The sequence below is a fragment of the Mycobacterium intracellulare ATCC 13950 genome (assembly GCF_000277125.1).
GTDB classification, from domain to species: Bacteria; Actinomycetota; Actinomycetes; order Mycobacteriales; family Mycobacteriaceae; genus Mycobacterium; species Mycobacterium intracellulare.
In genome coordinates this window covers 3,995,224-4,020,840 of sequence record NC_016946.1, presented here as the reverse complement: position 1 = coordinate 4,020,840, position 25,617 = coordinate 3,995,224, and the positions used below count along the sequence as shown (strand labels likewise).

The window sequence follows — 25,617 nt, the reverse complement described above, 5'->3', positions numbered from 1 at the left end:
TTTGGGCCTTCCGTGTCGGGGTGGCGGTGGGATTGCGGGATCAGCGCTGGGGCAGCGGGCGGGAACGCACCAGCGTCGGCCACCAGAACCACGGCCCGAGGATGCGCAGGATGCACGGCACGACGAACGAACGCACGATCAGGGTGTCGAGCAGCAGGCCGATGCACACGGTGGAGCCCACCTGACCGATGGTCCGCAGATCGCTGGTGAGCATGGCCAGCATGGTGAACGCGAACACCAGGCCCGCGGATGTGACCACGCCCCCGGTGCTGCCGAGCGCGCGGATGAGACCGGTGTGGATGCCGCCGTGCAACTCCTCTTTGACCCTGTTGATCAGCAGCAGGTTGTAGTCCGACCCGACGGCCACCAGGATGATGAACGTCAACGGCAGGACCAGCCAGTGCAAATGCAGGCCCACGAGGTGCTGCCAGAAAAGTATGGACAGGCCGAACGCGCCGGCGTAGGAGAAGGCCACCGTTCCGGGAATCACCAACGCCGCCACCAGACTTCGTGTGATGAACATCATGATCAAGAAAATCAGCACAAACGCCGCGATCGCCGCGATCAGCAGGTCCGACATCGCGTATTGCTTGATGTCCTTGTCGTTGGACCCCGAACCGCCGATGTAGACCCGGGCGCCGGCAAGGGAGGTCTCCTTGAGGATCGTCTTGATCGCGTCGGGGAACTGTTCGACGTGCTCCACCCCTTCGGGTCCCATCGCGTCGCCCTCGTGGGTGACGATGAAGCGGGCCGCCTTGCCGTCGGGCGACATCATCAACTTCATGCCCGTCTTGACGTCCTCGTTGTCGAAACCCTCGTGCGGGATGTAGAAGTAGTCGTCGCTGCGGGACCTGTCGAAGTCGTTGCCCACGTTGATCAGGTCGTCGAACGTCTGGTCGGTCTGGATGGACTGTAGATCCGCCGACCCGTAACTGTTGACCAACTTCAACTGCAGCGCCTCGGTGTCGTCGGCGGTGGCTTTCAGTTGGGCGATGATCTGCGGGAACGCCTTGTCCACCTCCGTGAGGGAGATTCTGGCGTGGTTGATGTCCTCGGCCAGGTGGTCGATGTGGTCGATGGTGTCCCACAAGGATCGGAACGCCCAGCAGATGGGGATGTCGAAACAGTGCTTCTCCCAATAGAAGTAGCTCTTGATCGGGCGGAAGAAGTCGTCGAGATTCGAGACTTCCTCGTTCATCTCTTCGCTGACCCGTTGCAGGTCCTCCACGGTGAGCACCGTCTGGTGCAATTCGTCGGACACCTTTTGGAAAAAGCCGATCTCCTTTCGCAACACCGCGACGGAGTGCGCCTGGATCTCGGCCTGCGCGTCGGTGTTGGAGTTCTGCTCCCTGTTGAACGGGAGTTGTTGGCCGTTGCCGCTGCCCTGCGTGGTGAACAGGTACGGGATGCTGGCGTGCTCGAGCGCCCGGCCCAGGGGCCTGGTCATGCCCTGCACCATCGCCACGCCGTGCAACCGGATCAGGGCCTTGGCGACCCGGTCCAGCGAGATGAAGTCGGCCGAATTGCGCATGTCGTGGTCGGTTTCGACCATCAGCATCTCGGAGAACAGCTTGCTCTTGGGGAAGTGCCGATCCGCCGCCTGGAAACCCAGGTTGGCGGGCGCTCCGGCCGGCTGGTACTGCCGGTCGTCGTAGTTCTGCCGGTAGGTGGGGACGAAGATCGCCCCGATCATGACGACCGCGGAGCTGGCCGCCAGGATCGGCACCGGCCAGCGCACCACGCTCGCCCCGATGCGCCGGTACAACAGTCCCTTGGTGCTGGTTCTCGGGTCGAACATCCCGAACAGGCTGCCGACGGTCAACACCGCCGGGCCCAGCGTCATCGCCGCGGCGATGGTGAACAGCATCGTGATCGCGACGGCCGGCCCCATGGTGTGGAAGTAGTTCAGGCGCGCAAACGTCAAGCAGTAGCACGCGCCGGCGATCGTCAGGCCGGAGCCGATGATGATGGGTGCCACGCCCTTGTAGGCGATGTAGAAACTGTCCTCCCGGCTTTCGCCGGCCTGCCGCGCCTCGTGGTATCGGCCCATCAGGAATATGCCGTAATCCGTGCCCGCGCCCAGGGTCAGCGCGATGACGATGTTCACCGCGAACGACGAGAGTTCGATGTACCCGTAGTGCCCCAGGGTCGAGACGACGCCCTTGGCGACGAGCATCTCGATGAGGACGCCGAGCAAGGGCACCAACAGGGTTGAGGGCGTGCGGTACACGAGCAGCAGCATCACGACGATGAGGATGATCGTGACGATGGTGACGTTGTTCAGGCTGGCGTTGGCGATGGCGAGGGTGTCGGAGGCCAGCGGGGCCGCGCCGCTGACATAGACCTTGAGCCCGGGTGGCGGGGTGTCCTTCTTGATGATGTCGCGGACGGCGTCCACCGACTGGTTCGCCTGAATCTGGCCGATATCGCCGGCGAGACGCAGCAGCACGTAGGTGCACTTGCCGTCGACGCTTTGCGCCCCCGCCGCCGTGAAAGGCTTGCCCCACAAATCCATCACGTATTGCACCTGTTTGGTGTCGTTTTGGAGGCGGCGCATCAGGTCGTCGTAGTACCGGTGATCCTGGTCTCCCAGTTGCCGGTTCGCCTCGAAGACCACCATGGTCAGGTTGGTCGAGTTCGATTCCTGAAACTTTTCGCCGATGTGCAACAGCGCCCGCTGGGAGGGGGCGTAGTGCGGGACCATGGGCCCGGCGAGTTCCTCTGCGACCCGTTCCACTTGGGGCATAAAGGTATTCGTCGTGACCGCGAGCAGGCCCCAGAAGAAGATGATCGGTATCGCGAAAGCGCGGACCATCCTGGGGATGAACGGGCGCTTGACCCCGGCCTCATCGGAGCGATGCTCGCTCATGCCGATTTCACCCTGCACTGGACGTCGGCGTCCTGATGGTCATCCGACTGTTCGTCGCGGACTACGCCATTGACCAGCATCCGGCAGCCGACCTGGCCGCCATGAACGTGCACCGAAATGCTGCCGGACGCCACCGTGAGTGTGGTGGTCTCCGTGTGGGTCCACGGCAGGGTCGTGAAATCAACCTGATGCGGGTGGCCCTCGATGTCGATGTAGACGAGCTTGCCGCCCTGCCCGGGGGAGCCGAACACCTCATAGGTGATCCGTTTGGGGTTGAACTGCTCGGGGGCCTGCGGACCGTTGACGGTGATGACCGGCTCCGGCTCGGAGAACTGGTGCACCTTGTACATGCACAGCAGGCCCACACCGACCGCGACGACGGCGACCAACGGCATCCAGATTCGCGCCAGGACAGTCCGCCCGACTGAACGAGGGCCCACTCGATCACCTCTGAAGAATCCGTTTTGCACATCGTGTCCTGCCGCGACCCCGGCCTCGGAGCCCATACGGATAGTAGACGGTCATGTACTCAACGGACAGAGTCAAGGCAGTTTCTGCAGCCGGCGCTTCAGACTCGCGCTGCGGCGCAGCTGAACGGCCAGGTTCGTCGAGGTCAGCATGGGGATCACGCCGAGGAACGTCCGCTCGGAAGGCGTCGCTCCATGCAGGTGGTACAGGCTGCCGAAGACGAAAAAACAGCTCAACATGAACAGGGCGCCGGGGATGCACAGGGCCATCACCGACCGACGATCGGCGACGACCTGCCTGGCGTAGTCCACCTCGTCCTGCGACATCGGTTCGCGCTTGCGCACCTTGTGCAAAACCGCTTTAGCGCTGCCGATTTCCTCGCTGATCGGCAGGGTCGGCCGGCGCTCCAGGCGATTGACATAAAAGCCGGCGACGGCCGCCAATAGCACTGCCAGCGCGAGGCTGATCGCGGTCAGAAGGCCATACAGACTCGCACTCATTCTCAGTCCCTGCTCTCCGCCGACGCACGAGGCGAAAACTTTCCGGAGAACGCTACCCCAATCGTCGCGGCGCGACGTCAGGGCTTTCCGGAGTCCCGGTCCTTGAGCACATCGCGGATGACCATCCCCAGCAGGAACAGCAGGGCGAGCGGAACGAGCAGCTTGAACACCGTCGACGCGTGGCTGTACAGCAAGCCGTAGGCGATCGTTCCGATCAGCACCATGGCGAGCAGGATGCCGCGATTGATCTTGTTCGTACTCATCGGGAAGACCTCACTTGTCGATTGGCTTGCGGTGCTTGTGATTTCGGCGCACGACGATCCAGAGCAGCGCGCCCATCCCCAGGGCGATGCCGGAAATGACCAGCGTCACCTTCAGCCAGGCCCAGTCGTCGTGCTTCTCGTGGGCGACCGCAGAGGTGGCCACCGGCGCGTTGGCGGGGACGTCGAGGGCGGCCAGCCTGCTGACGAACGCACTCGTGGTCGCGTACGGGTCGGGTCCGTGCTCGGTGGCCGACTGATTCATCAATTCATCGACGCGGTCCGCAATGACTTTGGGCACCTTGTAGGCACGGACGTGGTAGCCCTGCGAGTCGATGACGACGATGACGCCGCTGAACTTCGGCTCCCGCGCCGACATCGCGCCGTGGATGGCATCCGCCGTGGTCACACCGCTGTTGCCGGGCGCCACCGCCGCCACCCAGACCGGTGGCTGGGAGCTCCACGTCCACGGACCGGCGAGGATCTGCCGATTCAGTTCGCCGACATTGCGCAGCGGCGGCCTGGCCCCGGGGTCGGTCACCACATGCGTCTCGGCGTTGAACTGGGCCACCAGCTCGTCGGTGTAGGCGTCGGCCGAGCCGCGCGGAGCGAGCAGCAATGCCAGCGCCATGGTCAACGCAACGAGGGCGAGGCCACGGAATCGAAAGGTCACTTTTCTCCTGCCACGAGTCGTTGCGTCGATCCTGGCTGCTGCCCTCAGTGGGCGCCACTCAAATTGAGCGTGACGACACCCGCGATGATCAGGCCGACGCCGACGACCTTGGTCAACGATATCGACGAGCCCAGGAACAGCACGGCGATCAACACGATGAGGGCCGTGCCGATGGCCGACCACAACGCGTAGGCGACATCGGTCTGCATGCCGCGCGAAATCGAGACCGCCAGCAACGCGAACGAGATGGCGTAACCGACCAGGCAAACCACGGTCGGCCAGAGTCGAGAGAAACCTTCGGTGCTCTTGAGCAGGCTGGTCGCCACCACTTCCGCGAAGATCGCGCCGAGCAGGTACAGGTAGGTCAACATGCCCGACAACGCTAGCCGCGGGTACGGCGAACCTGACACACTGATCACCCTGGCGCGGCGTCCGTTCGGAAAGGAGTTGCGTGCGATGGCGTTTCCCGCTCACGTGTTGAGCCTCGACGTCAGCGGCGCGATCGGCGAGCGGGCATCGCTGGCGGCGACCTATTACCCGGCGCGCGCGGGCGACGGCGCGGCCGCCATCCTCGTCTGCCTGCCGGGCGGCACCTACAGCCGCGAGTACTGGGACCTCGAGATTCCCGGCCACGACGGGTACAGCTTCGCCGAATTCGCCACCGGCGACGGCTACGCGGTCGTGACGATCGATCCGTTGGGCACCGGCGAAAGCTCGCAACCGGCCCGCGACTTCGACTTCGCCGACATCGCCGCCACGCTGGCCTGCGCCGTGGCGGCTCTGCCGGACACCATCGGCGTCCATGCGCCGCCGGTGGCCGTGGCGCATTCGCTGGGCGGCTACCTTGCCCTCACCCAGCAAGCGCTGTTCCCCAGTTACTCCGGCATGGCGCTCCTCGGGTGCACCAATCGGCACGTCGCGCCGCTGAACCTCGATGCGGCGCTCATCGCTCGCGCCGGATCCCCGCAGGGGCGCGCCGAGCTCGCCCAGGAAATCCTTTCGGCCTTGCCGCAGCCGTATTTCGAGGGCCCGCGCGAGCATCTGCAGAGCTGGTTTCACCTCGCCGACGTTCCCGCGGCCGTCGTCGCCGCCGACTCCGTCACCGCCAAGTCGGTGGTGCCGCGGGTGTTCGGCACGGCGATGATCCCCGGCATCGTGGCCGACCATGCGGCGCGCATCGACGTCCCGGTGCTGGTCGGTTTCGGCGCCGTCGACGTCTCACCGGATCCCCGCGCCGAGGCGGCGCTGTACCGGAGTTGCCCCGACATCACCACGGTGGTGTTGGCCGACAGCGCGCACTGCCACAACATGGCGTCGAGCCGGCACCGGCTGTGGCGGCGACTGCTGGACTGGACCGCGACCGTAACGTGTGGATCGTGACGAAGGGTCTCGACCGCCGCCTGGCCCGCCACGCCCCGGCCGCGTTGTCCGCGTTTCGCCTCGTCTACGGCCTGCTCTTCGCCGCGTACGGGTCGAGGAGCCTGTTCGATTGGCCCGTCCGCTCGCCCGTTGTCGTCGAGTTCGGATCCTGGCCCGGCTGGTATGCCGGCCTGATCGAGATCGTCGCCGGCCTGCTCGTCGCCGCCGGGTTGTTCACGCGCACCGCCGCATTCATCGCGTCGGGCGAGATGGCGGTCGCCTACTTCTGGATGCATCAGCCCATGGCCCTCTGGCCCGTCGCCGACCCGCCCGGGGGCAACGGCGGCGCGCTGTCCATCCTCTTCTGCTTCGCGTTCTTCCTGCTGGTCTTCATCGGCGGCGGCCCCTACTCGCTCGACGCGGCGCGCGGCAGGAGGCTTCCCCTCAACCGGCGATAATGGCATTCTCTGATGCGGAGAAGCCATTTCCGATGACGGCGGTTCCGGAGGAGGACGACCAATGAGCGTGCAGCAGTGCGACGGGATGGTGGCTCTCGTGACCGGGAGCAGCCGGGGCCTGGGCAAGGCGATTGCCGCGCGCCTGGCCGAGAGCGGAGCCACCGTGGCGCTGACCGCCCGCACGATGGAGCCCGACCCCAAATACCAGGGCTCGCTGAGCCAGACGCGCGACGAGATCGTCGCCGCCGGCGGGAAAGCCATTGCGGTCCAAGCGGATCTGTCCCAAGCCGAAGACCGCGAACGGCTCTTCGCCGAGGTGACCGGCGCCGTCGGCGCACCGGACATCCTGGTGAACAACGCCGCCGTCACCTTCCTGCGGCCCCTGGACGGGTTCCCCGAGCGGCGCGCCCGGCTGATGATGGAGATGCACGTCCTCGGCCCGCTGCACCTGTGCCAGCTGGCGATCCCCGCGATGCGCGAGCGCGGGCGCGGCTGGATCCTGAACCTCACGTCGGTGGGCGGCGACCTGCCGCCCGGCCCGCCGTTCTCCGAGTTCGACCGGACCGCGGGCTTCGGCATCTACGGGACGGCCAAGGCCGCCCTCAATCGGTTGACGAAAAGCCTTGCGGCAGAACTGTACGACGACGGCATCGCCGTGAACGCCGCCGCACCGTCCAACCCCGTCGCCACGCCCGGCGCCGGCGCCCTCGACCTGGCCAAGACCGACACCGAAGACATCGCCCTGATCACCGAAACCGCGTTCCGGTTGTGCACGGGCGATCCAAAGTCGTTGACCGGGCGCATCGCCCACACCCAGCCGTTCCTCGCCGAGGTCGGCTGGACCGCACCGGCGGGCTGATGGCTGAGCTCGACCTGGGCGAACTGCGCGCGCGCCTCGCCGATGCGGGGGTCACGGACGTCGCTCCACTGTCCGGGGGCGCCTCCAGCCTGACCTTCGGGGGTGACCTGGGTGGCCGGCGTGTGGTGATCAAGGTCGCTCCACCGGGCGTCGAACCGGTCGCTCATCGCGACGTGCTGCGCCAGGCACGTATCCTCAAAGCCCTTGCCGCGACCAGTGTTCCGGTTCCCGATGTGCTGCGGGAGGACCCGGGACGTCCCCCGGACACACCGCCGCTGTATGTCATGTCCCGGGTCGACGGCGACTGTGTCGAACCGCTCTTCGACGGATGCGCGCCCGTTGCGGACATGACCGACCGGTACCGGAACGCGTGCCGGGCCATGGCCGCGCTGCACCGGCTTTCGCCGACGGAGCTCGGGCTGGGCGATGAACCCGTCGTCGACCCGGTCGCCGAAGTCCACCGCTGGTCCGACACGCTGAACACCGTCGATCCGGCGCTGGCGCCCGGCTGGCCGAACGTCCGCGACACCCTATTGGCCTGCGCGCCAAGCGCGATGGCGCCGGGCGTGGTGCACGGTGACTTTCGGCTGGGCAACCTGCTCGCCTCCGGGGCGCGGATCAACGCGGTGATCGATTGGGAGATCTGGTCGATCGGCGATCCGCGCATCGATGTGGGCTGGTTCCTGATCAACTGCGACCCGGACACCTACCGTAGGGTTCCGGCGCCGGACGCGATGGCACCGCCGACCGCCGAACTCGCCGAGCTCTATCGGTGCGAGTTGGGTTGCGAAGCAACCGATTTGGGCTGGTTCACGGCGTTGGCGTGCTACAAATCGGTGGCGACGTGGTCGCTGATCGTCAAGCACAACCGCCGAAGGCGGTCGCCGAGGGCCGAATTGGAAGCGATGGCAGCCAGTCTGCCGCGGCTGCTGGGGCGCGCCCTGTCGATGCTGGACTGACGGTACTCAGCCGCAGTGGGCCCCGAGATTTTGACAAACCATTCCGACACCGCCGCCGGTGGTCGACAGTTCGTTTTCATCATCGTCGATCGGATTCGTCATCGTGGTCGGGAACTGTATCGGCCATTCGTCGATCGCCGGGATGTCGGGCTGCTGGCCGGCGTCCGGATTCGCAAGGGCCATCCCGGTGCCACCGGTCAGCGCCGCGAGGACCGTCGAACCCGCGACCAGTAGGCAAGCGCACCTGCGAGAAATCATCGCCACCCTCTCCGTGATCCGCCGGATACTGGAGATTGTCGAAACGCTACTGCCGATTCTACATTGCATAACAGTCACGAACGAACAACAAATGTGGATTGCCGGCCAGCAAATTTCGCGCACCAAATGCGACCCTGCGTACGGTTTCGCCCGTGAGGCCGGTAGCCATCGTCGTCCGTCGTGCCATGGCTATCGCCGTGTGCCTCGCGATGTCGGTGATCGCGGCGCCCTCGGCCGACTCCGAACCCCAGCTCGGTCCCGCCCCGCCCGATGCGGCGCCACCGGCCGGCGCGGCGGTGCCCTCGAATCCCCCCGCGATCCTGAACACCCCCGACGGCTGGACGCTGGGATTGGGCGCCAAGGACGAGATGCAGGTTCCGGTAGCGCCGCTGACCACCGCGATCTCGTCGCGCGAATACATGTCCAGCGGCATCTTCGTCGGCTCGCTCCGCGGACCCGAAGAGGCCCACGGCGTCCTGGAAGTCGGCTACCAGATCGGCTGTGGGATCGACATGAGCACCTCCAACGGTGTGATCATGGAGGGCGGCGCCGGGATCATCCCCGGCGTCAGCCCGACGTTCGACGCCACCGGCACGCTGCCGCCCCTGCTGCCGTTCGTGTCGGCCCCCATCAACGGCGTGATGAGCGTGGGACTCAAGCCGGGCCTGGTGATCGTGGTGCCGGTGATCAAGAAGCAGTTCAAGGGCGCGAATCCCTGGGTGATGATCAGCAACTTCCACGTCAAGATCGACGGCTGCGTGGGTCAGTCGTTCATCCGCTCCTATGCGGTGCTGACCCGCCAGACCGACCTCTCCGACGTGGTGCTGTCCTACGTGGGCGTCACGAAAGCGGTTTAGCCGCGGGGGATGCCCGCCAGCTTGTCGGCGAACTTTTCCTCCGCCGCCGCGCGCAGCCGCAGCAAATGCTCGGAGGGGAACAGGTCGGGTGCGGGCTCACGGTCTTTCAGCAACAGCCGCGCCAGCGTCACCTTGTGCACCTCGGTCGGGCCGTCGGCCAGCCCGAGCACGAACGACTCCACCAGGTACTGCACGAAGGGCATCTCGTGGGTGGTGCCCAGCGACCCGTGCAGCTGAAGCGCCCGCGAGGAGACGTCGTGCAGCACCTTCTGCATCATCGCCTTGACCGCCGAGATGTCGGCCCGCACGGCGTGGTAGTCGTTGAATTGGTCGATCTTCCAAGCGGTTTGCAGGGTCAGCAGCCGGAAGGCCTCGATCTCCATCCATGAGTCGGCGACCATCTGCTGCACGAGTTGTTTGTTGGCCAGGACCTCGCCCTGGGTGTAGCGCGATGCCGCCCGCTCGCAGATCATGTCGAAGATCCGGCGGACCAGCCCCACCGTGCGCATCGCGTGGTGAATGCGCCCACCTCCCAGCCGGGTCTGCGCGACGACGAACGCCCCGCCGCGCGGGCCCAGCATATGATCGGCCGGCACGCGGACGTTTTCGTAGCGGACATAGCCCTCTCGCCCGCCGCCTGTGGGCTGGTAGCCCAGTCCCACGTCGCGCAGCACGTTGATGCCGGGGGTGTCGCCGGGAACGACGAACATCGAGTAGCGCTCGTACGGCGGCGCCTCGGGGTCGGTCATCGCCATCACGATGATGAAGGACGCCATGGAGGCGAACGACGAGAACCACTTCTCGCCGTTGATGACCCAGTGGCCGCCGTCTTGCACCGCGGTGGTGCGAAACACCTTCGGGTCGGCGCCGCCCTGCGGCTCGGTCATCGAGAAGCAGGAGATGATGCGGTTGTCCAGCAGCGGCTCGAGGTAGCGCGCCTTGAGCTCGGGTGTGCCGTAGTGCGCCAGGATCTCGCTGTTGCCGGAGTCGGGCGCCTGTGAGCCGAAGACGATCGGAGCGCACTCCGAGCGACCGAGAATCTCGTTGAGCAACGCCAGCTTCACCTGCCCGTAGCCCGGGCCGCCCAGGTGCGGGCCGAGGTGCGTGGCCCACAGCCCGCGCTCCTTGACGATCTCCTGCAGCGGCGGGATCAGCGCCTGGCGCACCGGATCGCCCAGGTCGTGAGACTCCTTGACGATCAGGTCGATCGGCTCACATTCCTCGCGGACGAAGCCTTCGACCCATTCCAGTTGCTCGGCCCATTCCGGGTCGGTGGAAAAGTCCCACGACATTCAACGTCTCCTCTTGCTCTGTGCCACCACGCCGGAGTCGACGAGTTCGGCGATGGTTTGCGCGTCCAATCCCGCCTCGCGCAGCAGCGCTTGCGTGTGGTCGCCCGGCAGCGCGGGGGCCGACGGCGTAGCCGGTCGCGTGCGGGAGAAGCGCGGCGCCGGCGCGGGCTGGGTGATGCCGTCGAGTTCGACGAACGTCTGCCGCGCGACGTGGTGCGGATGTCGCGGCGCCTCGGTCAGCGAAAGCACCGGTGTGGCACAGCATCCCGGCGTGTCGAGGATGCGCTCCCATTCATCGCGGGGCTTCTCGGCGAAACGGGCGGCCAGGGCGGCGCGGTGCGCGGCCCACGCGGCCGGGGCGTCGTCGTCCTGGGGCACGGTGACACCGAGGCGATCACACAGTTCGGCGTAGAACTTCGACTCCATGGCGCCGACGGCGACGTGACCACCGTCGGCCGTGGCGTAGACGCCGTAGAAGTGCGCGCCGCCGTCGAGCAGATTGGCTTCGCGTTCGTCGCGCCAGGTGCCGGCCGGCAGCATCCCGAAGTAGGGCGCCAACAGCGTCGCCACGCCGTCGACCATCGCGACGTCGAGCACCTGACCCACCCCGGACTCGCGCGCCTCGAGGATCGCGCTGAGCAGGCCGACCGCCAAAAGCATTCCGCCGCCGCCGTAGTCGCCGATCAGATTCAGCGGCGGCACCGGTGATTCGGCGGTGCCGATGGCGTGCAACGCGCCCGTGAGGGCCAGGTAGTTGATGTCGTGACCGGCGTGACCGGCCAGCGGCCCGTCCTGCCCGTACCCGGTCATGCGGGCGTAGACCAGGCGCGGGTTGCGCTCGGTCAGCGCGTCCGGCCCGATGCCCAGCCGTTCGGCCACCCCCGGGCGGTACACGTCGACGAAGGCGTCGGCGCCGGCGGCCAGCCGGTGCACCAGGTCCCGCCCACGGGGGTCTTTCACGTCGGCGGCCAGCGAGCGCTGGCCGCGCCGGACCGTGTAGTCGATCGGCAAGGGCCCGTCGACCCCCGCTACGGCGTCGATGCGGACGATGTCGGCGCCCAAGTCGCCCAACAACATTCCGCAAAACGGTGCGGGCCCCAGCCCGCCCATCATGACGATGCGGACGTCGCGCAGGGGTCCGGTCATGAAGACCACTTCTTGCGGCGTTCGGCCGCCTCGTCCGTCGCGTGCGTGATCACCTGGTTGCGGTTCTCCAGTTCCAGCGCCGACTCGAAGCTCGCGGCGTCGGTGTTGACCTGCAGGGCGCGCTTGGTCAGTTGCGCTCCGAGCGGGGCATGGCCCGCGATCAACCTGGCCAACTCCACCGCGCGGCCGGCCAACCCATCCGCCGCGACGACTTCGCTGACCAGCCCGCGCCGATCGGCTTCGGTCGCCGACACCGTGCGGCCGGTGAGCATCCAATCGGCGGCCACGCTGGTGCCGACGATGCGCGGCAGGTGATAGCTCATGCCCATCTCGGCGCCGGAGAGCCCCAGCTGGATGGCGGCGTTGCCGAAAGTGGCGGCGGCCGAGCAGATTCGGATATCCGCGGCCAGGCACAGCGCGAGGCCCGCGCCGACACAGGGGCCGTTGACGGCGGCGATGACGGGCTGCGGCAGGGCCCGCACCGCTTCGGCGAGGGCGGCCATCCTCTCCTGGAAGCGCATCCGCTCCAGCGCCGGCGCGCTGGCTTCGAGCATCGACGGCCCGAAGTCGCGCACGTCGATGCCCGCGCAAAACCCGCGTCCGGCGCCGGTCAGCACCACGGCGCGCACCGTGGCGTCGACGGCCAAATCGCCGAGCAGGCCGCGCAATTCGGTTTGCATCGTCTCGTTGATGGCGTTGAGGCGCTGCGGGCGATTCAGACGCAGGACGGCGACACCGTCACCGGGCCGGTCGAGCTCCAGCGTGGTCGGCACTCTCACACCCGCTCGATGATCGTCGCCGTGCCCATCCCGCCGCCCGTGCACATGGTCACCAGTCCCGTTGTCAGGTCACGACGTTCGAGTTCGTCGAGAACGGTGCCGATCAGCATGGCGCCGGTGGCGCCGATCGGGTGCCCGAGGGCGATCGCGCCGCCGTTGACATTGACCACGTCGGGATCGATGTCCAGATCGCGCATCGTCTTGAGCGGGACCGCGGCGAAGGCCTCGTTGATCTCCCACAGATCGATGTCGGCCACCGTCATGCCGGCGCGTTCCAGGCACCGCTGCGCCGCGGGGCCGGGCGCGGTGAGCATGATGATCGGTTCGCTGCCGATGGCCGCGGTCGCCCGGATCTGCGCCCGCGGGGTCACGCGGTGGGTGTGCATCCAGTTGGAGGAGGCGAGCAGTACGGCGGCGGCGCCGTCGACCACGCCGGACGAATTGCCCGCGTGGTGCACGTGATCGATGCGGTCGACGCCGGGATAGCGCTCGAGGCAAATTTCGTCGAACGTGCGTTGCTCGCCGTCGGCGCGCGCGGCCCCCATCGCCTCGAAGGCCGGTTTGAGGCGTGACAGCGTCTCAGTGGTGGTGCCCGGGCGCGGATGCTCGTCGTGTTCCACGCGGCCGGCGGGTGCGGCCACGTCGACCAGGGAACGATCGAAGCGCCGCTCCTCGATGGCCACGGCGGCGCGGCTCTGGCTCTGCGCAGCGTAGGCGTCGACGACCTCGCGGCCGAATCCCTCCAGGGTCGCGATCAGATCGGCCGAAATGCCTTGTGGCACAGTCGGGTACACTGCGCGAAGATCGGGATTGTTGCCGTCGATCGTCGGGACCCCGGCCGTCACCCCCCACCGCGACATCGACTCGACACCGCCGGCGATCACCAAATCCTCACTGCCGGCGGCGATGCCCGCCGCCGCAACGGTGACGGCCTGCTGGCCCGAGCCGCAGAACCGGCTCAACGTCATCCCCGGCACGGTCTCCGGCCACCCCGCCAACAGCACGGACATTCGGGCGATGTCGTCGCCGTGGTCCCCGCTGAGGATGCCGTTGCCGGCGATCACGTCATCGACGTCGACCGGATCGAAGTCGGTCCGCTCGGCCAGTGCGGTGAGGCAGCGCGCGAGCAAGGCCTGCGGGTGCACCGCGTGCAGTCCGCCGTCGGGGCGGCCTCGCCCGCGCGGCGTGCGTACCGCGTCGAGAATCCAGGCGTCTATGGCGGACTCCGATCGTCGTGGTCGGCTCAGGTCACCAGCGATCGTAAATCGTCTCTCGGCCGCGGAGAACCACCTTCTCCGAATTGGCGAAGCGATTCTCGCGGGACGCGGGGCTGTGCGGGCGGTGCGTGCGGGGGCTAGCGCCGCCTGTGGCGCCGGTGGGCCGCTGAGGGTGCCCCAGTCACATCTGCCACACCGGCCCCCGGCGGGGGCGCAAGCTGTTTGCCCGCCTCCTAGCGACAACGTCGTGCGGGGCCCGGCGCGGTGCCGTCGTGCGGGGGGCCCGGCGCGGTGCCGTCGTGCGGGGGGCCCGGCGCGGTGCCGTTGTCGCTGGGAGGTGGGCATTCGCCACTGCCCTTCCGGGACGCGACCAATGGGGCCGATGTTGCGTGCCGCGCGGTTGGGGCGCAAACACGCTGCGCCGCAGCCCCGTTCGCGCCACCCCCATCGGCCGCGCATATCCGGGCGCTGAGCGGGTAGCCGGGCGCCATGACCAAGATCGGATACTTTCTCACCTGCGAGCAATTCGGCCCCAAGGAGCTCATCGACCAGGCCAAGCGCGCCGAGGACGCCGGCTTCGACGCGCTGTGGATCTCCGACCACTACCACCCCTGGAACGACGAGCAGGGCCAAAGCCCGTTCGTGTGGGGAGTGATCGGTGCCCTCTCGGAGGCGACGTCGCTGCCCGTCAGCACCGCGGTGACCTGCCCGACCATCCGGATCCATCCGGCGGTCATCGCGCAGGCGTCGGCGACAGCGGCGGTGCAACTCGACGGGCGCTTCGTGCTGGGCGTGGGCAGCGGCGAGGCCCTCAACGAGCACATTCTGGGCGACCCATGGCCGTCCGCCGGTGTGCGCCTCGAAATGCTGGAGGAGGCGGTCGAGGTCATCCGCAAGCTGCACCAGGGTGGCGAGGTGAGCCACCACGGAAAGCATTACGAGGTGCAGGAAGCGCGGGTCTACACGCGGCCGGAGCAGCCGGCGCCGATCTACGTGTCCGCGTTCGGTCCCCAGGCCGTGGAGCTGGCCGCCCGCATCGGCGACGGGTACAGCATCGCCATGCCCGACGGCGATCTGGTCAAGCAATTCCGCGAGGCCGGCGGCGGCGACAAACCGGTACAGGCGGGAACCAAGGTCTGCTGGGATCGAGACGCCGACGCCGCGCTCAAGACGGCGCATCGGTTGTGGGCCAATGAGGGGTTGCCCGGCCAGACCTCCCAGATCCTGCCGCGGCCCAAGGATTTCGCCGCACTGATGTCGCTGGTGCCACCCGAGACCGTCGCCGAGAGCGTCGCCTGCGGCTCGGACCCCGAGAAGCACATCGCGCAGGTGCGCCAGTACATCGACGCCGACATCGACGAGATCTACGTGCAGCAGATCGGTCCCGACATGGACGGTTTCTTCGCGGCGTGGCGCCAAGCCGTGTTGCCCCAGTTGCGCGGCGAAACCCGCTGAACCTCAGCCGAACGGCGGGCCGTCGAACCGATCCCGGGTGATGAACTCCGAGACCGGCCGGCGGCGCAGTTTGCTCAGCTGCCGCACCGGTTTGCCGAGCGGCACCACCGCGGCGACCGCGTGCCGATCGGGGATGCCCAGCAGCCCGCGGACGTCCCCTTCGGCGGCGATGGCCATCGTCGTGATGGTGCCGCCGTAGCCCTCGCTGCGCGCGGCGAGCAGGATGTTCCAAATCAGCGGATAGACCGACGCCCCGCCGGCGATGCCGACGCGGTCCAGATGTTGATCGAGGGCGGCGACGACGGTCAGATCCACCGAAACCACCAGAACCACAGGCGCTTTCGCGATCGGCGCGACGAACGTGTCGGGGATCTCCGTCTCCTCGATGGCCTTCTGCGGCACCGCGCTGGGATGGATCGAATTCCAGGGGTTTTCACCCGCCTGCAGCTGCGCGAAGTACCGGCGTGCAGCGGGCATCCCGAGTTCGGCCAGCCTGCGCCGCACCGCCGCGTCGCGCACCACGGTGACGTGGGCGCCCTGCCGGTTGCCGCCGCTGGGCGCGAAGCGAGCGTTGTCGAAGATGCGCCCCAGCACCTCGTCGGGCAGCGGATCGTCGGTGAATTCCCTTGCGGCGAACGCTGTTCGCATCACGTCGTAGAGCTGCATGCCGGGGCGGCTCATCAACTCGCCGACCCGCACCGCTCCAGGCGGAAGGTGCGCTCGAACCCGGCCGGGTGCGTCGTCAGGGTCACTTCCACCGCCCCGCTGGGCGCGATGACGTAACGCTCCTCGACATCGGGGCCGTCCCGCCCCTCCGCCCAGCGGCCGACCGGCTGACGCCCGAGGTCGTCCCGGTCGCGCAGGGCAGGGTCGAACGGAAACAGCACCGGGTCGTACGGCGTGACGTCGCCGTCCGGCCGCCCGTTGACCAGGCGGCTGCACTCCACGAACCGGAAGTGCCCGATGTTGTGCGCCGCCCGATATCTGCGCTTCACCACCAGCGGGGATCGGCCGTCGTCGGGAAGCGAGACGTCCTTGCACACGATCGGGTCGAACACGACCCCGGCGCCGGCCTCCGCCTCCCGGAAGACGCCGAAGTTTCTCGAAAAGCGTTCGGACAGCGCGAAACCCGATTCCTTGTCGAGGAAGACGGCAAGGCCGATGGCCGTGGCGGCGAAGGGGTGCGGCGAGCGCTTGACCCGCTTGTCGCCGAAGGTGCTGCGCAGCATCCGGGACACCAGCGGGAAACCGCCCGCGCCCCCGACGACGTAGATGCCCGCCACCTCCGAGAGGTCCACGTCCTTGTGGCCGCGCGCCGGGTCGCGCAGGACCCGGTCGAGCAGCTCCATCGTGCGGTCGACCAGCGGCGCACACACCGCGTAGACGTCGTCGATGGGGCAGGAGAACGGGAGACGATCGACGGGGGAGAGGTCCACCAGGAAGCGTCGCGTCTGCGGCCCGACCGCCTCCTTGCGGGTGGCGCATTCCTCGGCGAGCAGGTCGCGCGTGGCGGCGTCGACGACGGGCCGGCCGGCGCCGGCCAGCACCAGCTCGACGATCGCCTCGTCGAAGTCGTCACCGCCCAGCCGCTGGATGCCCTCGCTGACGACGACCTCGTTCGCGTGCCCGGTCATCTTCAGCAGTGAGGCGTCGAACGTGCCGCCGCCCAGGTCGTAGATGAGCACGTGTTCGCGTTTGGCGGTGATGGTGGAGCGGTACCGGTGGGCGTATTCCAGGCTGGCCGCCGATGGCTCGTTGAGCAGGGCGACGACGCGGAAGCCCGCGGCCACATAGGCATCCAGCGTGAGGAGGCGCTGGGCGCTCGAGGCGTTGGCCGGCACGCTGATCGCGGCTTCGATCGGTTCGTCGGAGGCCAGGTCGGCGTTGGAGTGACGCTGCAGGTCGGTTTTGAGCTGCGCCAGGAATCCGGTGAGCAGATCGGCCAGGCGGTAGTCACGCCCGGCCAGGTTGACCTGGGTCTGCGGGCCGGCGTCGTTGAGCAGCCGCTTGAACGAGCGCAGCACCGACCACCCCGGATCGTGCCGGACGGTCGCGGCGTCGGCGCCGAAGCGCAACTCGCCGGCGGCATTGGCGGCGATGATCGACGGCCACGCGTCTACGCCGTCGAAGGAGACGACGGGATAGTTGCCTCGATCGACGGCCGCGACGACGGTGTGGGTGGTGCCAAAGTCGATGCCGACTCTCATCGCGCAAGTTTAGGACCGCGCCTCGGGCTTGGGCACAACCTTTTCGTTCGGCGCGTCCGGTCGCCTGTAAGAAAGGCCTCGCCTAGTACAGCGCGCGCACGGCGTCGATGGTGTCGGCCTCGGCGGGGCCCTTGTCGTCGCGATACCGCACCACGCGGGCGAACCGCAGCGCCAGCCCGCCGGGGTAGCGCGACGATTTCTGCACGCCGTCCAGGGCCACCTCGACCACCTGCTCGGGTCTTACGTGCACGACGTAGCCGTCCGTCCCGCCGATCGCCAGGTCGGTGAACCGGGCGGTCTGCCAGTCCAGCATGGCGTCGGTCATGCCCTTGAAAGTCTTTCCCACCATGACGAATTCGCCGCTGTCCGGGTCGCGGGCGCCCAGATGGATGTTGGAAAGCTTGCCGCGGCGGCGCCCCGACCCCCATTCCACGGCCAGCACCACCAGGTCCAGGGTGTGCACCGGCTTGACCTTCAGCCAGCCCGCCCCGCGGCGGCCGGCCTGATACTGCGCGTCCGGCGCCTTGGCCATCACACCCTCGTGGCCGGCGGCCAGCGTCGCGTCCAGGAAGGCGCCGGCCTCCACGGGGTCGGAGGTGAGCAGCCGATCGACCCGCTGCGCGGACGGCACCAACGCGTCCAGGGCCGCCAGCCGGTCGGTGGTCGGCGCGTCGAGCAGGTCGACGCCGTCGCGGTGCAGGATGTCGAAGAAGAACACCGAAAGTGGTTGCGCAGCAACGGCCGCGGCGACATCGACCGAGCGGCCGAACCTGGAGGCGGTGACCTGGAAGCGCTGCGGCCGGTTGTCGGGCCGCAGCGCGATCGCCTCGCCGTCGGCGATCAGGTCGTTCACCGGCAGCGCCAGCGTCGCCTCCACCACCTCGGGCACCCGGGCGGTGACATCGTCGAGGCTTCGGGTGTAGACGGTGACCTGGTCGCCGGAGCGGTGGATCTGCACTCGCGCCCCGTCGAGCTTGGCCTCGAAAATCGCCCGCCCGCCGTGGCGTTCGATCGCGTCGGCCACACTGGGCGCCGTCTGCGCCAGCATCGGGCCGACCGGGCGGCCGACGCGCAGGGTGAAGGCCTGCAGGGCGGCGGGTTCGCCGGACAGGGCCGCCGCCGCGACCGCGGGCAGGTCCCCGCCCAGCATCGCGGCCCGCTGCACCGCGGCCGCCGGGCTCCCGGCGGCCTTGGCCACCGCGTCGGCCATGATTCCGGCCAGCGCGCCCTGGCGCAGTTCGCCGCCGAGCAGTCGCAGCAGGAACGTCTGCTCGGCTTCGGTCGCGGCGGCGAACAGGGTGGCAAGGAGCGCGGCGCGGCGCGCCTGTGCGCCTTTGCCGGACACGGCGCCGATCTCGGAGAAGGTGGCGTCGACGGCGCCCACGGTCAGCGTGGCGTGGGAGGCCGGCGGCGGGCGCGAGCGCAACGCCGCCCAGCCGACCCCGATCTGGCGCTGGCGCAACTCGCCGGACAGCCAGGACACGACGATCATGACGAGGGCGGGATCGGGTGCGGCCCGCGCCAGTAGGTCGGCGATGTGGGCGACTTTTCTCAGCCGTGACGACGTGCTTCCGACGTCGGTGGACGCCTTTGCCACGTCGAGGAGGAGCACGGTTGCCAGCTTGGCATGGCTCGGTGACAAGCGTCCGGAGCGGACACGCTAGCGTGCCTACGTAACGTTACAGATTGCTTCGATTCTGACAAGCAACAAATGGGAGGTCCGGATGGAGATCAAAGGAAAGAAGGTCGTCGTCATCGGCGGCGCCTCGGGGATGGGTCGCGCCAGCGCCGAGCTGCTGCACGATCGCGGCGCGGACGTCGCGGTGCTCGACCGCGAAGGCTCCGACGGTAAGACGGTGGCCGAAGGCATCGGCGGTACCTTCTATCCCGTCGACGTCACCGACTTCACCGGCACCGAGGAGACACTGCAGGCCGCGGTCGACAAGCTCGGCGGGCTGCACGTCGTGATCACCACCGCCGGTGGCGGGATCGCCAAGCGGACCCTGACCAAGTCCGGGCCGCACGACCTCGAATCCTTCCAGTCGGTGATCGACCTCAATCTCATCGCCACCTTCAACATCAGCCGGCTCGCCGCCGCGCACATGGCGAAGAACGAGCCCGAAGACCCCGACACCGGCGAGCGCGGCGTCATCATCAACACCGCGTCGATCGCGGCCTTCGAGGGCCAGATCGGGCAGGTCGCCTACACCGCCGCCAAGGCGGGCATCGCCGGTATGTGCCTGACCATGGCGCGTGACCTGGGCTCGGTGGGCATCAGGGTGCTGGGGATCGCCCCGAGCCTCTTCGCGACGGGCCTCACCCAGGGCATTCCCGACGAATTCGCGGCGGCGCTGACCAAAGACGCGGCCTTCCCCAAGCGGCTGGGCCGTCCCGAGGAGTACGCCAAGCTGGTGGCCGCCATCGTGGACAACCCGATGCTCAACGGCCAATGCCTGCGCCTGGACGCCGGGCAGCGGTTCGCCCCCAAGTAGGCGCCGCCCGTTGGGGCCCTCCCCGCATTAAGTACACTCTTTAGCCAGCCGCCCCGCTTCCCCTCGAAGCGGGGCAGGCACCCAGCAATCACACCCGGCTGGCATGCGGCGCGCGAGGAGGGCCCCTCATGGGAATCGCATTAACCGACGACCATCGTGAACTCGCCGAGGTGGCTCGCGGGTTCCTGACCGCGCAAAAGGCGCGCTGGGCGGCGCGATCGCTGCTCGATGCCACCGACGAGCCCCGGCCCGGATTCTGGCAGAACCTGGTCGAGTTGGGCTGGCTCGGCCTGCACGTCGACGAAGAGTACGGCGGCTCCGGCTTCGGGCTGCCCGAACTGGTGGTGGTGATCGAAGAGCTCGGCCGCGCGGTGGCGCCGGGGCCCTTCGTGCCGACGGTGATCGCGTCGGCGGTGATCGCCAAAGACGGTGCGGCCGAACAGAAGTCGCGGGTGCTGCCCGGCCTGATCGACGGAACGGTCACCGCGGGCGTCGGATTGGACGGCCAGGTGCAGGTCGCCAACGGCGTCGCGAACGGCGAGGCCGGAATCGTGTTGGGCGCCGGCCTTGCCGAGCTGCTGCTGATCGCCGCCGGCGACGACGTGCTCGTGCTCGAGCGCGACCGCGCCGGCGTTTCGGTCGAGGTGCCGGAAAACTTCGATCCGACACGGCGATCCGGCCGGGTGCGCCTGCAGGACGTGCGGGTGTCCGACGACGACATCCTGGCGGGGGCGCGGCAGTCGGCGCTGGCCCGGGCCCGCACTCTGCTGGCCGCCGAGGCGGTCGGAGGGGCGTCGGACTGCGTCGAGGCGGCCGTCGACTACGCCAAGGTGCGCCAGCAATTCGGGCGCACCATCGCCACCTTCCAAGCGGTCAAGCATCACTGCGCGAACATGCTGGTGGGCGCGGAGTCCGGGATCGCCGCCGTCTGGGACGCCGCCCGCGCGGCGGGCGAGGACGCCTCGGAGGACGAGGCGCAATTCCGCCTGATCGCCGCGACGGCCGCGGCGCTGGCGTTCCCGGCCTACGTCCGCAACGCCGAACTCAACATCCAGGTGCACGGCGGCATCGGCTTCACCTGGGAACACGACGCGCACCTGCATCTGCGGCGTGCCGTGGTGACCACGGCGCTGTTCGGTGGTGACGCCCCGGCGGCCGACGTCTTCGAGCGCACCGCCGCCGGCGCCGTCCGCGAAAACAGCCTCGACCTGCCGCCCGAGGCCGAAGAACTCCGCGCCGGCGTCCGCGCCGACGTCGCCGAGATCGCCGCACTGGACAAGGACGCCCAGCGCGACAAGCTGATCGAGACCGGCTACGTGATGCCCCACTGGCCCAAGCCGTGGGGACGCGCCGCCGACGCCGTCGAGCAGCTGGTCATCGAGGAGGAGTTCCGCGCGGCCGGTATCAAGCGGCCCGACTACGGGATCACCGGGTGGGTGATCCTGACCCTCATCCAGCACGGAACGCCTTGGCAGATCGAACGATTCGTGGAGAAGGCGCTGCGCAAGGACGAGATCTGGTGCCAGCTGTTCTCCGAACCCGACGCCGGCTCGGACGCCGCGTCCATCAAGACGCGGGCCACCCGCGTCGACGGTGGCTGGAAGATCAACGGCCAGAAGGTGTGGACCAGCGGGGCGCACTACTGCGCGCGTGGGCTGGCCACCGTGCGCACCGACCCCGACGCCCCCAAGCACGCCGGCATCACCACGGTGATCGTCGACATGAAAGCGCCCGAGGTCGAGGTGCGGCCCCTGCGGCAGATCACCGGCGGCTCGGACTTCAACGAGGTCTTCTTCAACGACCTGTTCGTGCCCGACGAGGACGTCGTCGGGGAGCCCAACTCCGGCTGGACGGTCGCCCGCGCCACGCTGGGCAACGAGCGGGTCAGCATCGGGGGCAGCGGGTCGTTCTACGAGGGCCTGGCCTCGCAACTGGTGCAGCTGACCCAGGAACGCCCGGATCGGTTGGCGGGCGGGCACGTTCGGGTCGGGAACTATCTGGCCGGGGAGACCGCACTGCGCCTGCTGAACCTGCGGCGCGCCGCGCGCAGCGTCGAAGGCGCGGGCCCGGGCCCCGAGGGCAACGTGACCAAGCTGAAGCTGGCCGAGCACATGGTGGAAGGCGCCGCGATCATGGCGGCGCTGCTGGGTCCCGAGGTCGCGCTGCTCGACGGCGCCGGCGCCCTGGCCGGCCGGCTGATGATGGGAGCGCGCGGCATGGCGATCGCCGGCGGCACCTCCGAGGTGACCCGCAATCAGATCGCCGAGCGAATCCTCGGCATGCCGCGCGACCCGCTGATCAACTGATTCCGCGGCTCACGCCGGCGCGAACTGCGGCGCACCGGCGGCGCCCCGCTCCGGGCGGAGCGTGACCGGCATCCCGCAGGTCACCGAATCGGGTTCGCAGTCAACGATATTGGCCGCCACCCGCAGGCCACGCTGCTCGGCCAGTTCGACGATGGCGATGACGTAGGGGGTGGGGATCTCCGGGTTGTACGGGTGGTGGTTGACCGTGTAGGTGAACACCGTGCCGCGCCCCGACACCTCGCGCGCCACCAGCGGGCCCCCGCACTCGCGGCATTCGCCGCTCGCCGGATGCACCCAGCGCGCGCAGCCGTCGCAGTACTCGATGAGCAGCGCCCCGTCTGACACGACGAATACAGTACACTCAATTGATTCGACGCGGCGACGGTGTGGTCTGACGGGCGGTGTACATGACGCATTTCGAAAAAGACGCGATCTTGTCCGGCATCGGGATCTCGCGGATCGGCCGTCGCACCGGCATTCCGGGCCTGGAGCTGACGATGGAGGCGGTGCGCGGGGCCATCGAGGACGCCGGATTGGCCGCGACCGACATCGACGGGATCGCCACGCTCGGCGACACACCCGCCGAAGACGTCAACGCGCAACTGCGCATCGACGCCGCGGACTGCGGATCCGGGTTCGGCACCGGCGGCCTGCTGTCGCCGGTGATGTCGGCCTGCCGCGCGGTCGCCGAACGCCGAGCCCGGCACGTGGTGGTGTACCGGACGATCCAGATGCTCGGCGGCACCGTCCCGGTCAAGCAGGAAGAGAACGCTCCCGCCCCTCCCTTGGCGCGGATGTTCGAGACACCCGAGGGCGAGCCGAAGCCCGCCGTCGGGGCGATGGACGACGTCAACGATCTGGTTGCGGCGCAGGCCTATTCGGCCGCCAACTGGCTGGCGCTGAACTGTCGTCGCCACATGGAGCTGTACGGGACCACCAAAGAGCAGCTGGGGTGGATAGCGCTCAACGGCAGGCGCAACGCCGCGCTGAATCCCCGTGCGGTGTACCGGGATCCGATGACGATGGCCGACTACCTGGGGGCGCGGCCGGTCTCCACCCCGCTGGGACTGCTGGACTGCGACGTCCCGATCGACGGCTCGATCGCGGTGGTGGTGTCCCACGCGGAGTACGGCGCCGACTGTCCGCACCGCGCGGTGCGGGTGGAGGCGATCGGCGGATCCGACGGCGCCGGTGGCTGGTTTCACCGCGACGACTACCCGAAGATGGCGATGTCGGACGCCACGGCGCAGATGTGGTCGCGGACGCAGCTGCGGCCCGCCGATCTGGACGTCGCCCAGTTGTACGACGGATTCACCTATCTCACGCTGGCGTGGCTGGAAGCCCTCGGTGTGTGTGGGGACGGCGAGGCCGGGCCCTTCGTCGAAGGCGGCGCGCGGATCGCCCGCGACGGCATGCTGCCGCTGAACACCTACGGCGGCCAACTCTCGGCGGGGCGCATGCACGGCTACTGGGCGTTGCACGAGGGGTGCCTGCAACTGCGCGGCGACGCGGGGGAGCGGCAGGTCGCCCGCCGCCCGGAGGTCGGCGTCGTTTCCGTCGGCGGTGGGCCCGTCGCGGGGTGCATGCTGCTCACCTGTTGAGCGTGTGATTGAGCTCAAATGAGTGAGGACCTGAAGGCCGGTCAGGCCGACAAACTGGCGTCGATCCTCGCCCGCGACATCGAGGCGGACATCGTCCGCCGCGGCTGGGCCGTCGGCGAATCGCTGGGATCCGAACTCGCCCTGCAACAACGCTTCGGCGTGAGCCGATCGGTGCTGCGCGAGGCCGTTCGCCTGGTCGAGCACCACCAGGTCGCAAGGATGCGGCGCGGCCCCAACGGCGGGCTGTACATCTGTGAGCCCGACGCCGGGCCCGCCACCCGCGCCGTCGTCATCTATCTCGAATATCTGGGCACGACGCTGGGCGATCTGCTCAACGCGCGTCTGGTGCTCGAGCCGTTGGCGGCCTCGCTCGCCGCCGAGCGCATCGACGAAGCCGGCATCGCCCGGCTGCGGGCCGTGTTAGACGCCGAGGAAAAGTGGAAGCCGGGCTTGCCGGCGCCGCGCGACGAGTTCCACATCGCGCTGGCCGAGCAATCGAAAAATCCCGTGCTGCAACTGTTTATCGACGTCCTGATGCGGCTCACCACGCGCTACGCGCTGGCGTCGCGAACGGACTCGGCGACCGAGGCCATCGAGGCCGTCGAACACCTGCACGCCCACCACTCCAAGATCGTCGCCGCGGTCACGGCCGGTGATTCCGCGCGCGCCAAGTCGCTGTCCGAGCGACACGTCGAGGCGGTGACGGGCTGGCTGCAACGGCACCATCCCGGCGAGAGGGTCCGCGGGCGCAGGCGGCGGCGGCGTCTCGATTCCGAGGTGCCCCGCGGCAAGCTGGCCGAGATGCTGGCCGTCACCATCGGCGACGACATCGCCGCCAGCGGCTGGCACGTCGGGTCGGTCTTCGGCACCGAGGCGGCCCTGCTGGAGCGCTACCGGGTGAGCCGCGCGGTGTTCCGCGAGGCGGTGCGCCTGCTCGAATACCACTCGATCGCCCACATGCGCCGCGGACCCGGGGGCGGACTCGTCATCGCCGAACCCGCGGCCCAGGCCAGCATCGACACGATCGCTTTGTACCTGCAGTACCGCGACCCGAGCCGCGAAGACCTACGGTGCGTCCGCGACGCCATCGAGATCGACAACGTCGCCAAGGTCGCCAAGCGGCTCGACGAGCCCGGGGTGGCGGCATTCCTCGCCGCGCATCGGTCACGGCTGCCGGACGCCGCGCAGCCGACGTCCGACGACGTTCGGCGGGCGATCGCGGAGGAATTCAATTTCCACGTCGGGTTGGCGCAGCTGGCCGGCAACGCGCTGCTCGACCTGTTCCTCCGGATCATCGTCGAGTTGTTCCGCCGGCATTGGTCGAGCACCGGGCAGGCGCTGCCCACCTGGTCGGACGTGCTGGCCGTGCACCACGCTCACTTGCGCATTGTCGAGGCGGTGGAGGCCGCCGACGAGAGCGTCGCCTGCTATCGCCTCCGGCGTCACCTCGATGCCGCCGCCTCCTGGTGGCTGTGATCGCGCCACCGGATGTCGCCCCGCGCGTGTGCGCGCAAATGTGATCTGTTGCGCGGCATAGCGAAGGCCCGTCTTGGGTACTGGAAGGGGGGATGGGCGACAGCCGATCCAGCAGGGGGTTGGCGC

Annotated in this window: 25 protein-coding genes; 10 read left to right on the top strand and 15 right to left on the bottom strand. The window is 68.6% G+C overall.

Going from position 1 to position 25,617, the window contains the following annotated elements:
- Positions 1–40 precede the first annotated feature (40 nt).
- From OCU_RS43390 to OCU_RS43365, 6 genes are all read right to left on the bottom strand, one after another.
- A complete protein-coding gene (locus tag OCU_RS43390) occupies positions 41–2,869 on the bottom strand; it encodes an MMPL/RND family transporter (protein ID WP_014380804.1) in 2,829 nt (942 codons plus the stop codon).
- Positions 2,866–3,264: an MmpS family transport accessory protein gene (locus OCU_RS43385; protein ID WP_014380803.1), complete on the bottom strand. Its 399-nt coding sequence runs from the start codon at positions 3,262–3,264 to the stop codon at positions 2,866–2,868. The genes OCU_RS43390 and OCU_RS43385 overlap by 4 nt, the downstream gene beginning before the upstream one ends.
- Positions 3,265–3,411: 147 nt before the next feature.
- Positions 3,412–3,837 (bottom strand): hypothetical protein, encoded by a 426-nt coding sequence (locus OCU_RS43380; protein WP_014380802.1) that lies wholly within the window; start codon positions 3,835–3,837, stop codon positions 3,412–3,414.
- A 77-nt stretch (positions 3,838–3,914) separates the two neighbouring features.
- Entirely contained in the window at positions 3,915–4,100 is a 186-nt protein-coding gene (locus tag OCU_RS43375; RefSeq protein ID WP_009954707.1) for a hypothetical protein, read from the bottom strand.
- A gap of 10 nt (positions 4,101–4,110) precedes the next feature.
- The gene (locus OCU_RS43370; RefSeq protein WP_014380801.1) at positions 4,111–4,770 is read right to left on the bottom strand and encodes a hypothetical protein; all 660 of its coding nucleotides are present in this window, start codon (positions 4,768–4,770) and stop codon (positions 4,111–4,113) included.
- A gap of 44 nt (positions 4,771–4,814) precedes the next feature.
- On the bottom strand, positions 4,815–5,138 hold the full coding sequence (locus tag OCU_RS43365; protein ID WP_041787211.1) for a DMT family transporter: 324 nt from the start codon (positions 5,136–5,138) through the stop codon (positions 4,815–4,817).
- A gap of 1 nt (position 5,139) precedes the next feature.
- Between OCU_RS43365 and OCU_RS43360 the strand changes: the two genes are divergently transcribed.
- From OCU_RS43360 to OCU_RS43345, 4 genes are all read left to right on the top strand, one after another.
- Positions 5,140–6,150, top strand: a complete 1,011-nt coding sequence (locus tag OCU_RS43360; RefSeq protein WP_014380799.1) for an alpha/beta hydrolase — start codon at positions 5,140–5,142, stop codon at positions 6,148–6,150.
- Positions 6,147–6,587, top strand: coding sequence for a DoxX family protein (locus tag OCU_RS43355; RefSeq protein WP_014380798.1), 441 nt, complete (start codon positions 6,147–6,149; stop codon positions 6,585–6,587). Before OCU_RS43360 ends, OCU_RS43355 begins: the two co-directional genes overlap by 4 nt.
- A gap of 61 nt (positions 6,588–6,648) precedes the next feature.
- Positions 6,649–7,446 carry an SDR family NAD(P)-dependent oxidoreductase gene (locus OCU_RS43350; RefSeq protein ID WP_014380797.1) on the top strand — a complete coding sequence of 266 codons (798 nt, stop codon included), beginning with the start codon at positions 6,649–6,651 and terminating at the stop codon, positions 7,444–7,446.
- The gene (locus OCU_RS43345; protein WP_014380796.1) at positions 7,446–8,405 is read left to right on the top strand and encodes a phosphotransferase family protein; all 960 of its coding nucleotides are present in this window, start codon (positions 7,446–7,448) and stop codon (positions 8,403–8,405) included. The genes OCU_RS43350 and OCU_RS43345 overlap by 1 nt, the downstream gene beginning before the upstream one ends.
- 6 nt (positions 8,406–8,411) lie before the next feature.
- Here OCU_RS43345 and OCU_RS43340 read toward each other — a convergent pair whose 3' ends face one another.
- Entirely contained in the window at positions 8,412–8,741 is a 330-nt protein-coding gene (locus OCU_RS43340) for a hypothetical protein (protein WP_231119598.1), read from the bottom strand.
- A gap of 107 nt (positions 8,742–8,848) precedes the next feature.
- On the opposite strand from OCU_RS43340, the gene OCU_RS43335 reads away from it, so the two are divergent.
- Positions 8,849–9,520, top strand: a complete 672-nt coding sequence (locus tag OCU_RS43335) for an MspA family porin (RefSeq protein ID WP_008259228.1) — start codon at positions 8,849–8,851, stop codon at positions 9,518–9,520.
- Here the strand turns inward: OCU_RS43335 and OCU_RS43330 are convergent.
- From OCU_RS43330 to OCU_RS43315, 4 genes are read right to left on the bottom strand one after another with little or no spacing between them, the layout of a single operon-like run.
- Positions 9,517–10,812: an acyl-CoA dehydrogenase family protein gene (locus OCU_RS43330; protein ID WP_014380793.1), complete on the bottom strand. Its 1,296-nt coding sequence runs from the start codon at positions 10,810–10,812 to the stop codon at positions 9,517–9,519. The genes OCU_RS43335 and OCU_RS43330 overlap by 4 nt on opposite strands.
- Entirely contained in the window at positions 10,813–11,958 is a 1,146-nt protein-coding gene (locus tag OCU_RS43325; RefSeq protein WP_014380792.1) for a CaiB/BaiF CoA transferase family protein, read from the bottom strand.
- The gene (locus tag OCU_RS43320) at positions 11,955–12,737 is read right to left on the bottom strand and encodes an enoyl-CoA hydratase/isomerase family protein (RefSeq protein ID WP_041787091.1); all 783 of its coding nucleotides are present in this window, start codon (positions 12,735–12,737) and stop codon (positions 11,955–11,957) included. Before OCU_RS43320 ends, OCU_RS43325 begins: the two co-directional genes overlap by 4 nt.
- Positions 12,734–13,942 (bottom strand): acetyl-CoA C-acetyltransferase, encoded by a 1,209-nt coding sequence (locus tag OCU_RS43315; protein ID WP_233425203.1) that lies wholly within the window; start codon positions 13,940–13,942, stop codon positions 12,734–12,736. The genes OCU_RS43320 and OCU_RS43315 overlap by 4 nt, the downstream gene beginning before the upstream one ends.
- Before the next feature lie 501 nt (positions 13,943–14,443).
- Between OCU_RS43315 and OCU_RS43310 the strand changes: the two genes are divergently transcribed.
- A complete protein-coding gene (locus tag OCU_RS43310; protein ID WP_014380789.1) occupies positions 14,444–15,409 on the top strand; it encodes an LLM class F420-dependent oxidoreductase in 966 nt (321 codons plus the stop codon).
- Positions 15,410–15,412: 3 nt separating this feature from the next.
- On the opposite strand, the gene OCU_RS43305 is transcribed toward OCU_RS43310, so the two are convergent.
- From OCU_RS43305 to OCU_RS43295, 3 genes are all read right to left on the bottom strand, one after another.
- On the bottom strand, positions 15,413–16,075 hold the full coding sequence (locus OCU_RS43305; protein WP_026071257.1) for a nitroreductase family protein: 663 nt from the start codon (positions 16,073–16,075) through the stop codon (positions 15,413–15,415).
- Positions 16,076–16,089: 14 nt separating this feature from the next.
- Positions 16,090–17,616, bottom strand: a complete 1,527-nt coding sequence (locus OCU_RS43300; protein WP_014380787.1) for an Hsp70 family protein — start codon at positions 17,614–17,616, stop codon at positions 16,090–16,092.
- Positions 17,617–17,698: 82 nt separating this feature from the next.
- Entirely contained in the window at positions 17,699–19,228 is a 1,530-nt protein-coding gene (locus OCU_RS43295; protein ID WP_014380786.1) for an ATP-dependent DNA ligase, read from the bottom strand.
- Between the two features lie 112 nt (positions 19,229–19,340).
- On the opposite strand from OCU_RS43295, the gene OCU_RS43290 reads away from it, so the two are divergent.
- Together OCU_RS43290 and OCU_RS43285 are read left to right on the top strand one after the other, a co-directional pair.
- Positions 19,341–20,108, top strand: a complete 768-nt coding sequence (locus OCU_RS43290) for an SDR family NAD(P)-dependent oxidoreductase (protein ID WP_008259206.1) — start codon at positions 19,341–19,343, stop codon at positions 20,106–20,108.
- 128 nt (positions 20,109–20,236) lie between these two features.
- Positions 20,237–22,414, top strand: a complete 2,178-nt coding sequence (locus OCU_RS43285; protein WP_014380785.1) for an acyl-CoA dehydrogenase — start codon at positions 20,237–20,239, stop codon at positions 22,412–22,414.
- A 9-nt stretch (positions 22,415–22,423) separates the two neighbouring features.
- On the opposite strand, the gene OCU_RS43280 is transcribed toward OCU_RS43285, so the two are convergent.
- Positions 22,424–22,759 (bottom strand): Zn-ribbon domain-containing OB-fold protein, encoded by a 336-nt coding sequence (locus OCU_RS43280; protein ID WP_014380784.1) that lies wholly within the window; start codon positions 22,757–22,759, stop codon positions 22,424–22,426.
- 62 nt (positions 22,760–22,821) lie between these two features.
- Here OCU_RS43280 and OCU_RS43275 point away from each other — a divergent pair, with 62 nt between their 5' ends.
- Positions 22,822–24,015: a thiolase family protein gene (locus OCU_RS43275; protein ID WP_026071258.1), complete on the top strand. Its 1,194-nt coding sequence runs from the start codon at positions 22,822–22,824 to the stop codon at positions 24,013–24,015.
- An 18-nt stretch (positions 24,016–24,033) separates the two neighbouring features.
- Positions 24,034–25,491: a FadR/GntR family transcriptional regulator gene (locus OCU_RS43270; protein WP_014380782.1), complete on the top strand. Its 1,458-nt coding sequence runs from the start codon at positions 24,034–24,036 to the stop codon at positions 25,489–25,491.
- The last annotated feature ends 126 nt before the right edge of the window (positions 25,492–25,617 follow it).

Coding starts and splice junctions, on each gene's coding strand:
- OCU_RS43335 (WP_008259228.1), top strand. CDS start 8,849: ATGGCTATCGCCGTGTGCCTCGCGATGTCGGTGATCGCGGCGCCCTCG.
- OCU_RS43350 (WP_014380797.1), top strand. CDS start 6,649: ATGAGCGTGCAGCAGTGCGACGGGATGGTGGCTCTCGTGACCGGGAGC.
- OCU_RS43380 (WP_014380802.1), bottom strand. CDS start 3,837: ATGAGTGCGAGTCTGTATGGCCTTCTGACCGCGATCAGCCTCGCGCTG.
- OCU_RS43270 (WP_014380782.1), top strand. CDS start 24,034: ATGAGTGAGGACCTGAAGGCCGGTCAGGCCGACAAACTGGCGTCGATC.
- OCU_RS43325 (WP_014380792.1), bottom strand. CDS start 11,958: ATGACCGGACCCCTGCGCGACGTCCGCATCGTCATGATGGGCGGGCTG.
- OCU_RS43300 (WP_014380787.1), bottom strand. CDS start 17,616: ATGAGAGTCGGCATCGACTTTGGCACCACCCACACCGTCGTCGCGGCC.
- OCU_RS43385 (WP_014380803.1), bottom strand. CDS start 3,264: ATGCCGTTGGTCGCCGTCGTCGCGGTCGGTGTGGGCCTGCTGTGCATG.
- OCU_RS43310 (WP_014380789.1), top strand. CDS start 14,444: ATGACCAAGATCGGATACTTTCTCACCTGCGAGCAATTCGGCCCCAAG.
- OCU_RS43305 (WP_026071257.1), bottom strand. CDS start 16,075: ATGCAGCTCTACGACGTGATGCGAACAGCGTTCGCCGCAAGGGAATTC.
- OCU_RS43330 (WP_014380793.1), bottom strand. CDS start 10,812: ATGTCGTGGGACTTTTCCACCGACCCGGAATGGGCCGAGCAACTGGAA.
- OCU_RS43345 (WP_014380796.1), top strand. CDS start 7,446: ATGGCTGAGCTCGACCTGGGCGAACTGCGCGCGCGCCTCGCCGATGCG.
- OCU_RS43390 (WP_014380804.1), bottom strand. CDS start 2,869: ATGAGCGAGCATCGCTCCGATGAGGCCGGGGTCAAGCGCCCGTTCATC.
- OCU_RS43290 (WP_008259206.1), top strand. CDS start 19,341: ATGGAGATCAAAGGAAAGAAGGTCGTCGTCATCGGCGGCGCCTCGGGG.
- OCU_RS43285 (WP_014380785.1), top strand. CDS start 20,237: ATGGGAATCGCATTAACCGACGACCATCGTGAACTCGCCGAGGTGGCT.
- OCU_RS43360 (WP_014380799.1), top strand. CDS start 5,140: ATGCCCGACAACGCTAGCCGCGGGTACGGCGAACCTGACACACTGATC.
- OCU_RS43275 (WP_026071258.1), top strand. CDS start 22,822: ATGACGCATTTCGAAAAAGACGCGATCTTGTCCGGCATCGGGATCTCG.
- OCU_RS43375 (WP_009954707.1), bottom strand. CDS start 4,100: ATGAGTACGAACAAGATCAATCGCGGCATCCTGCTCGCCATGGTGCTG.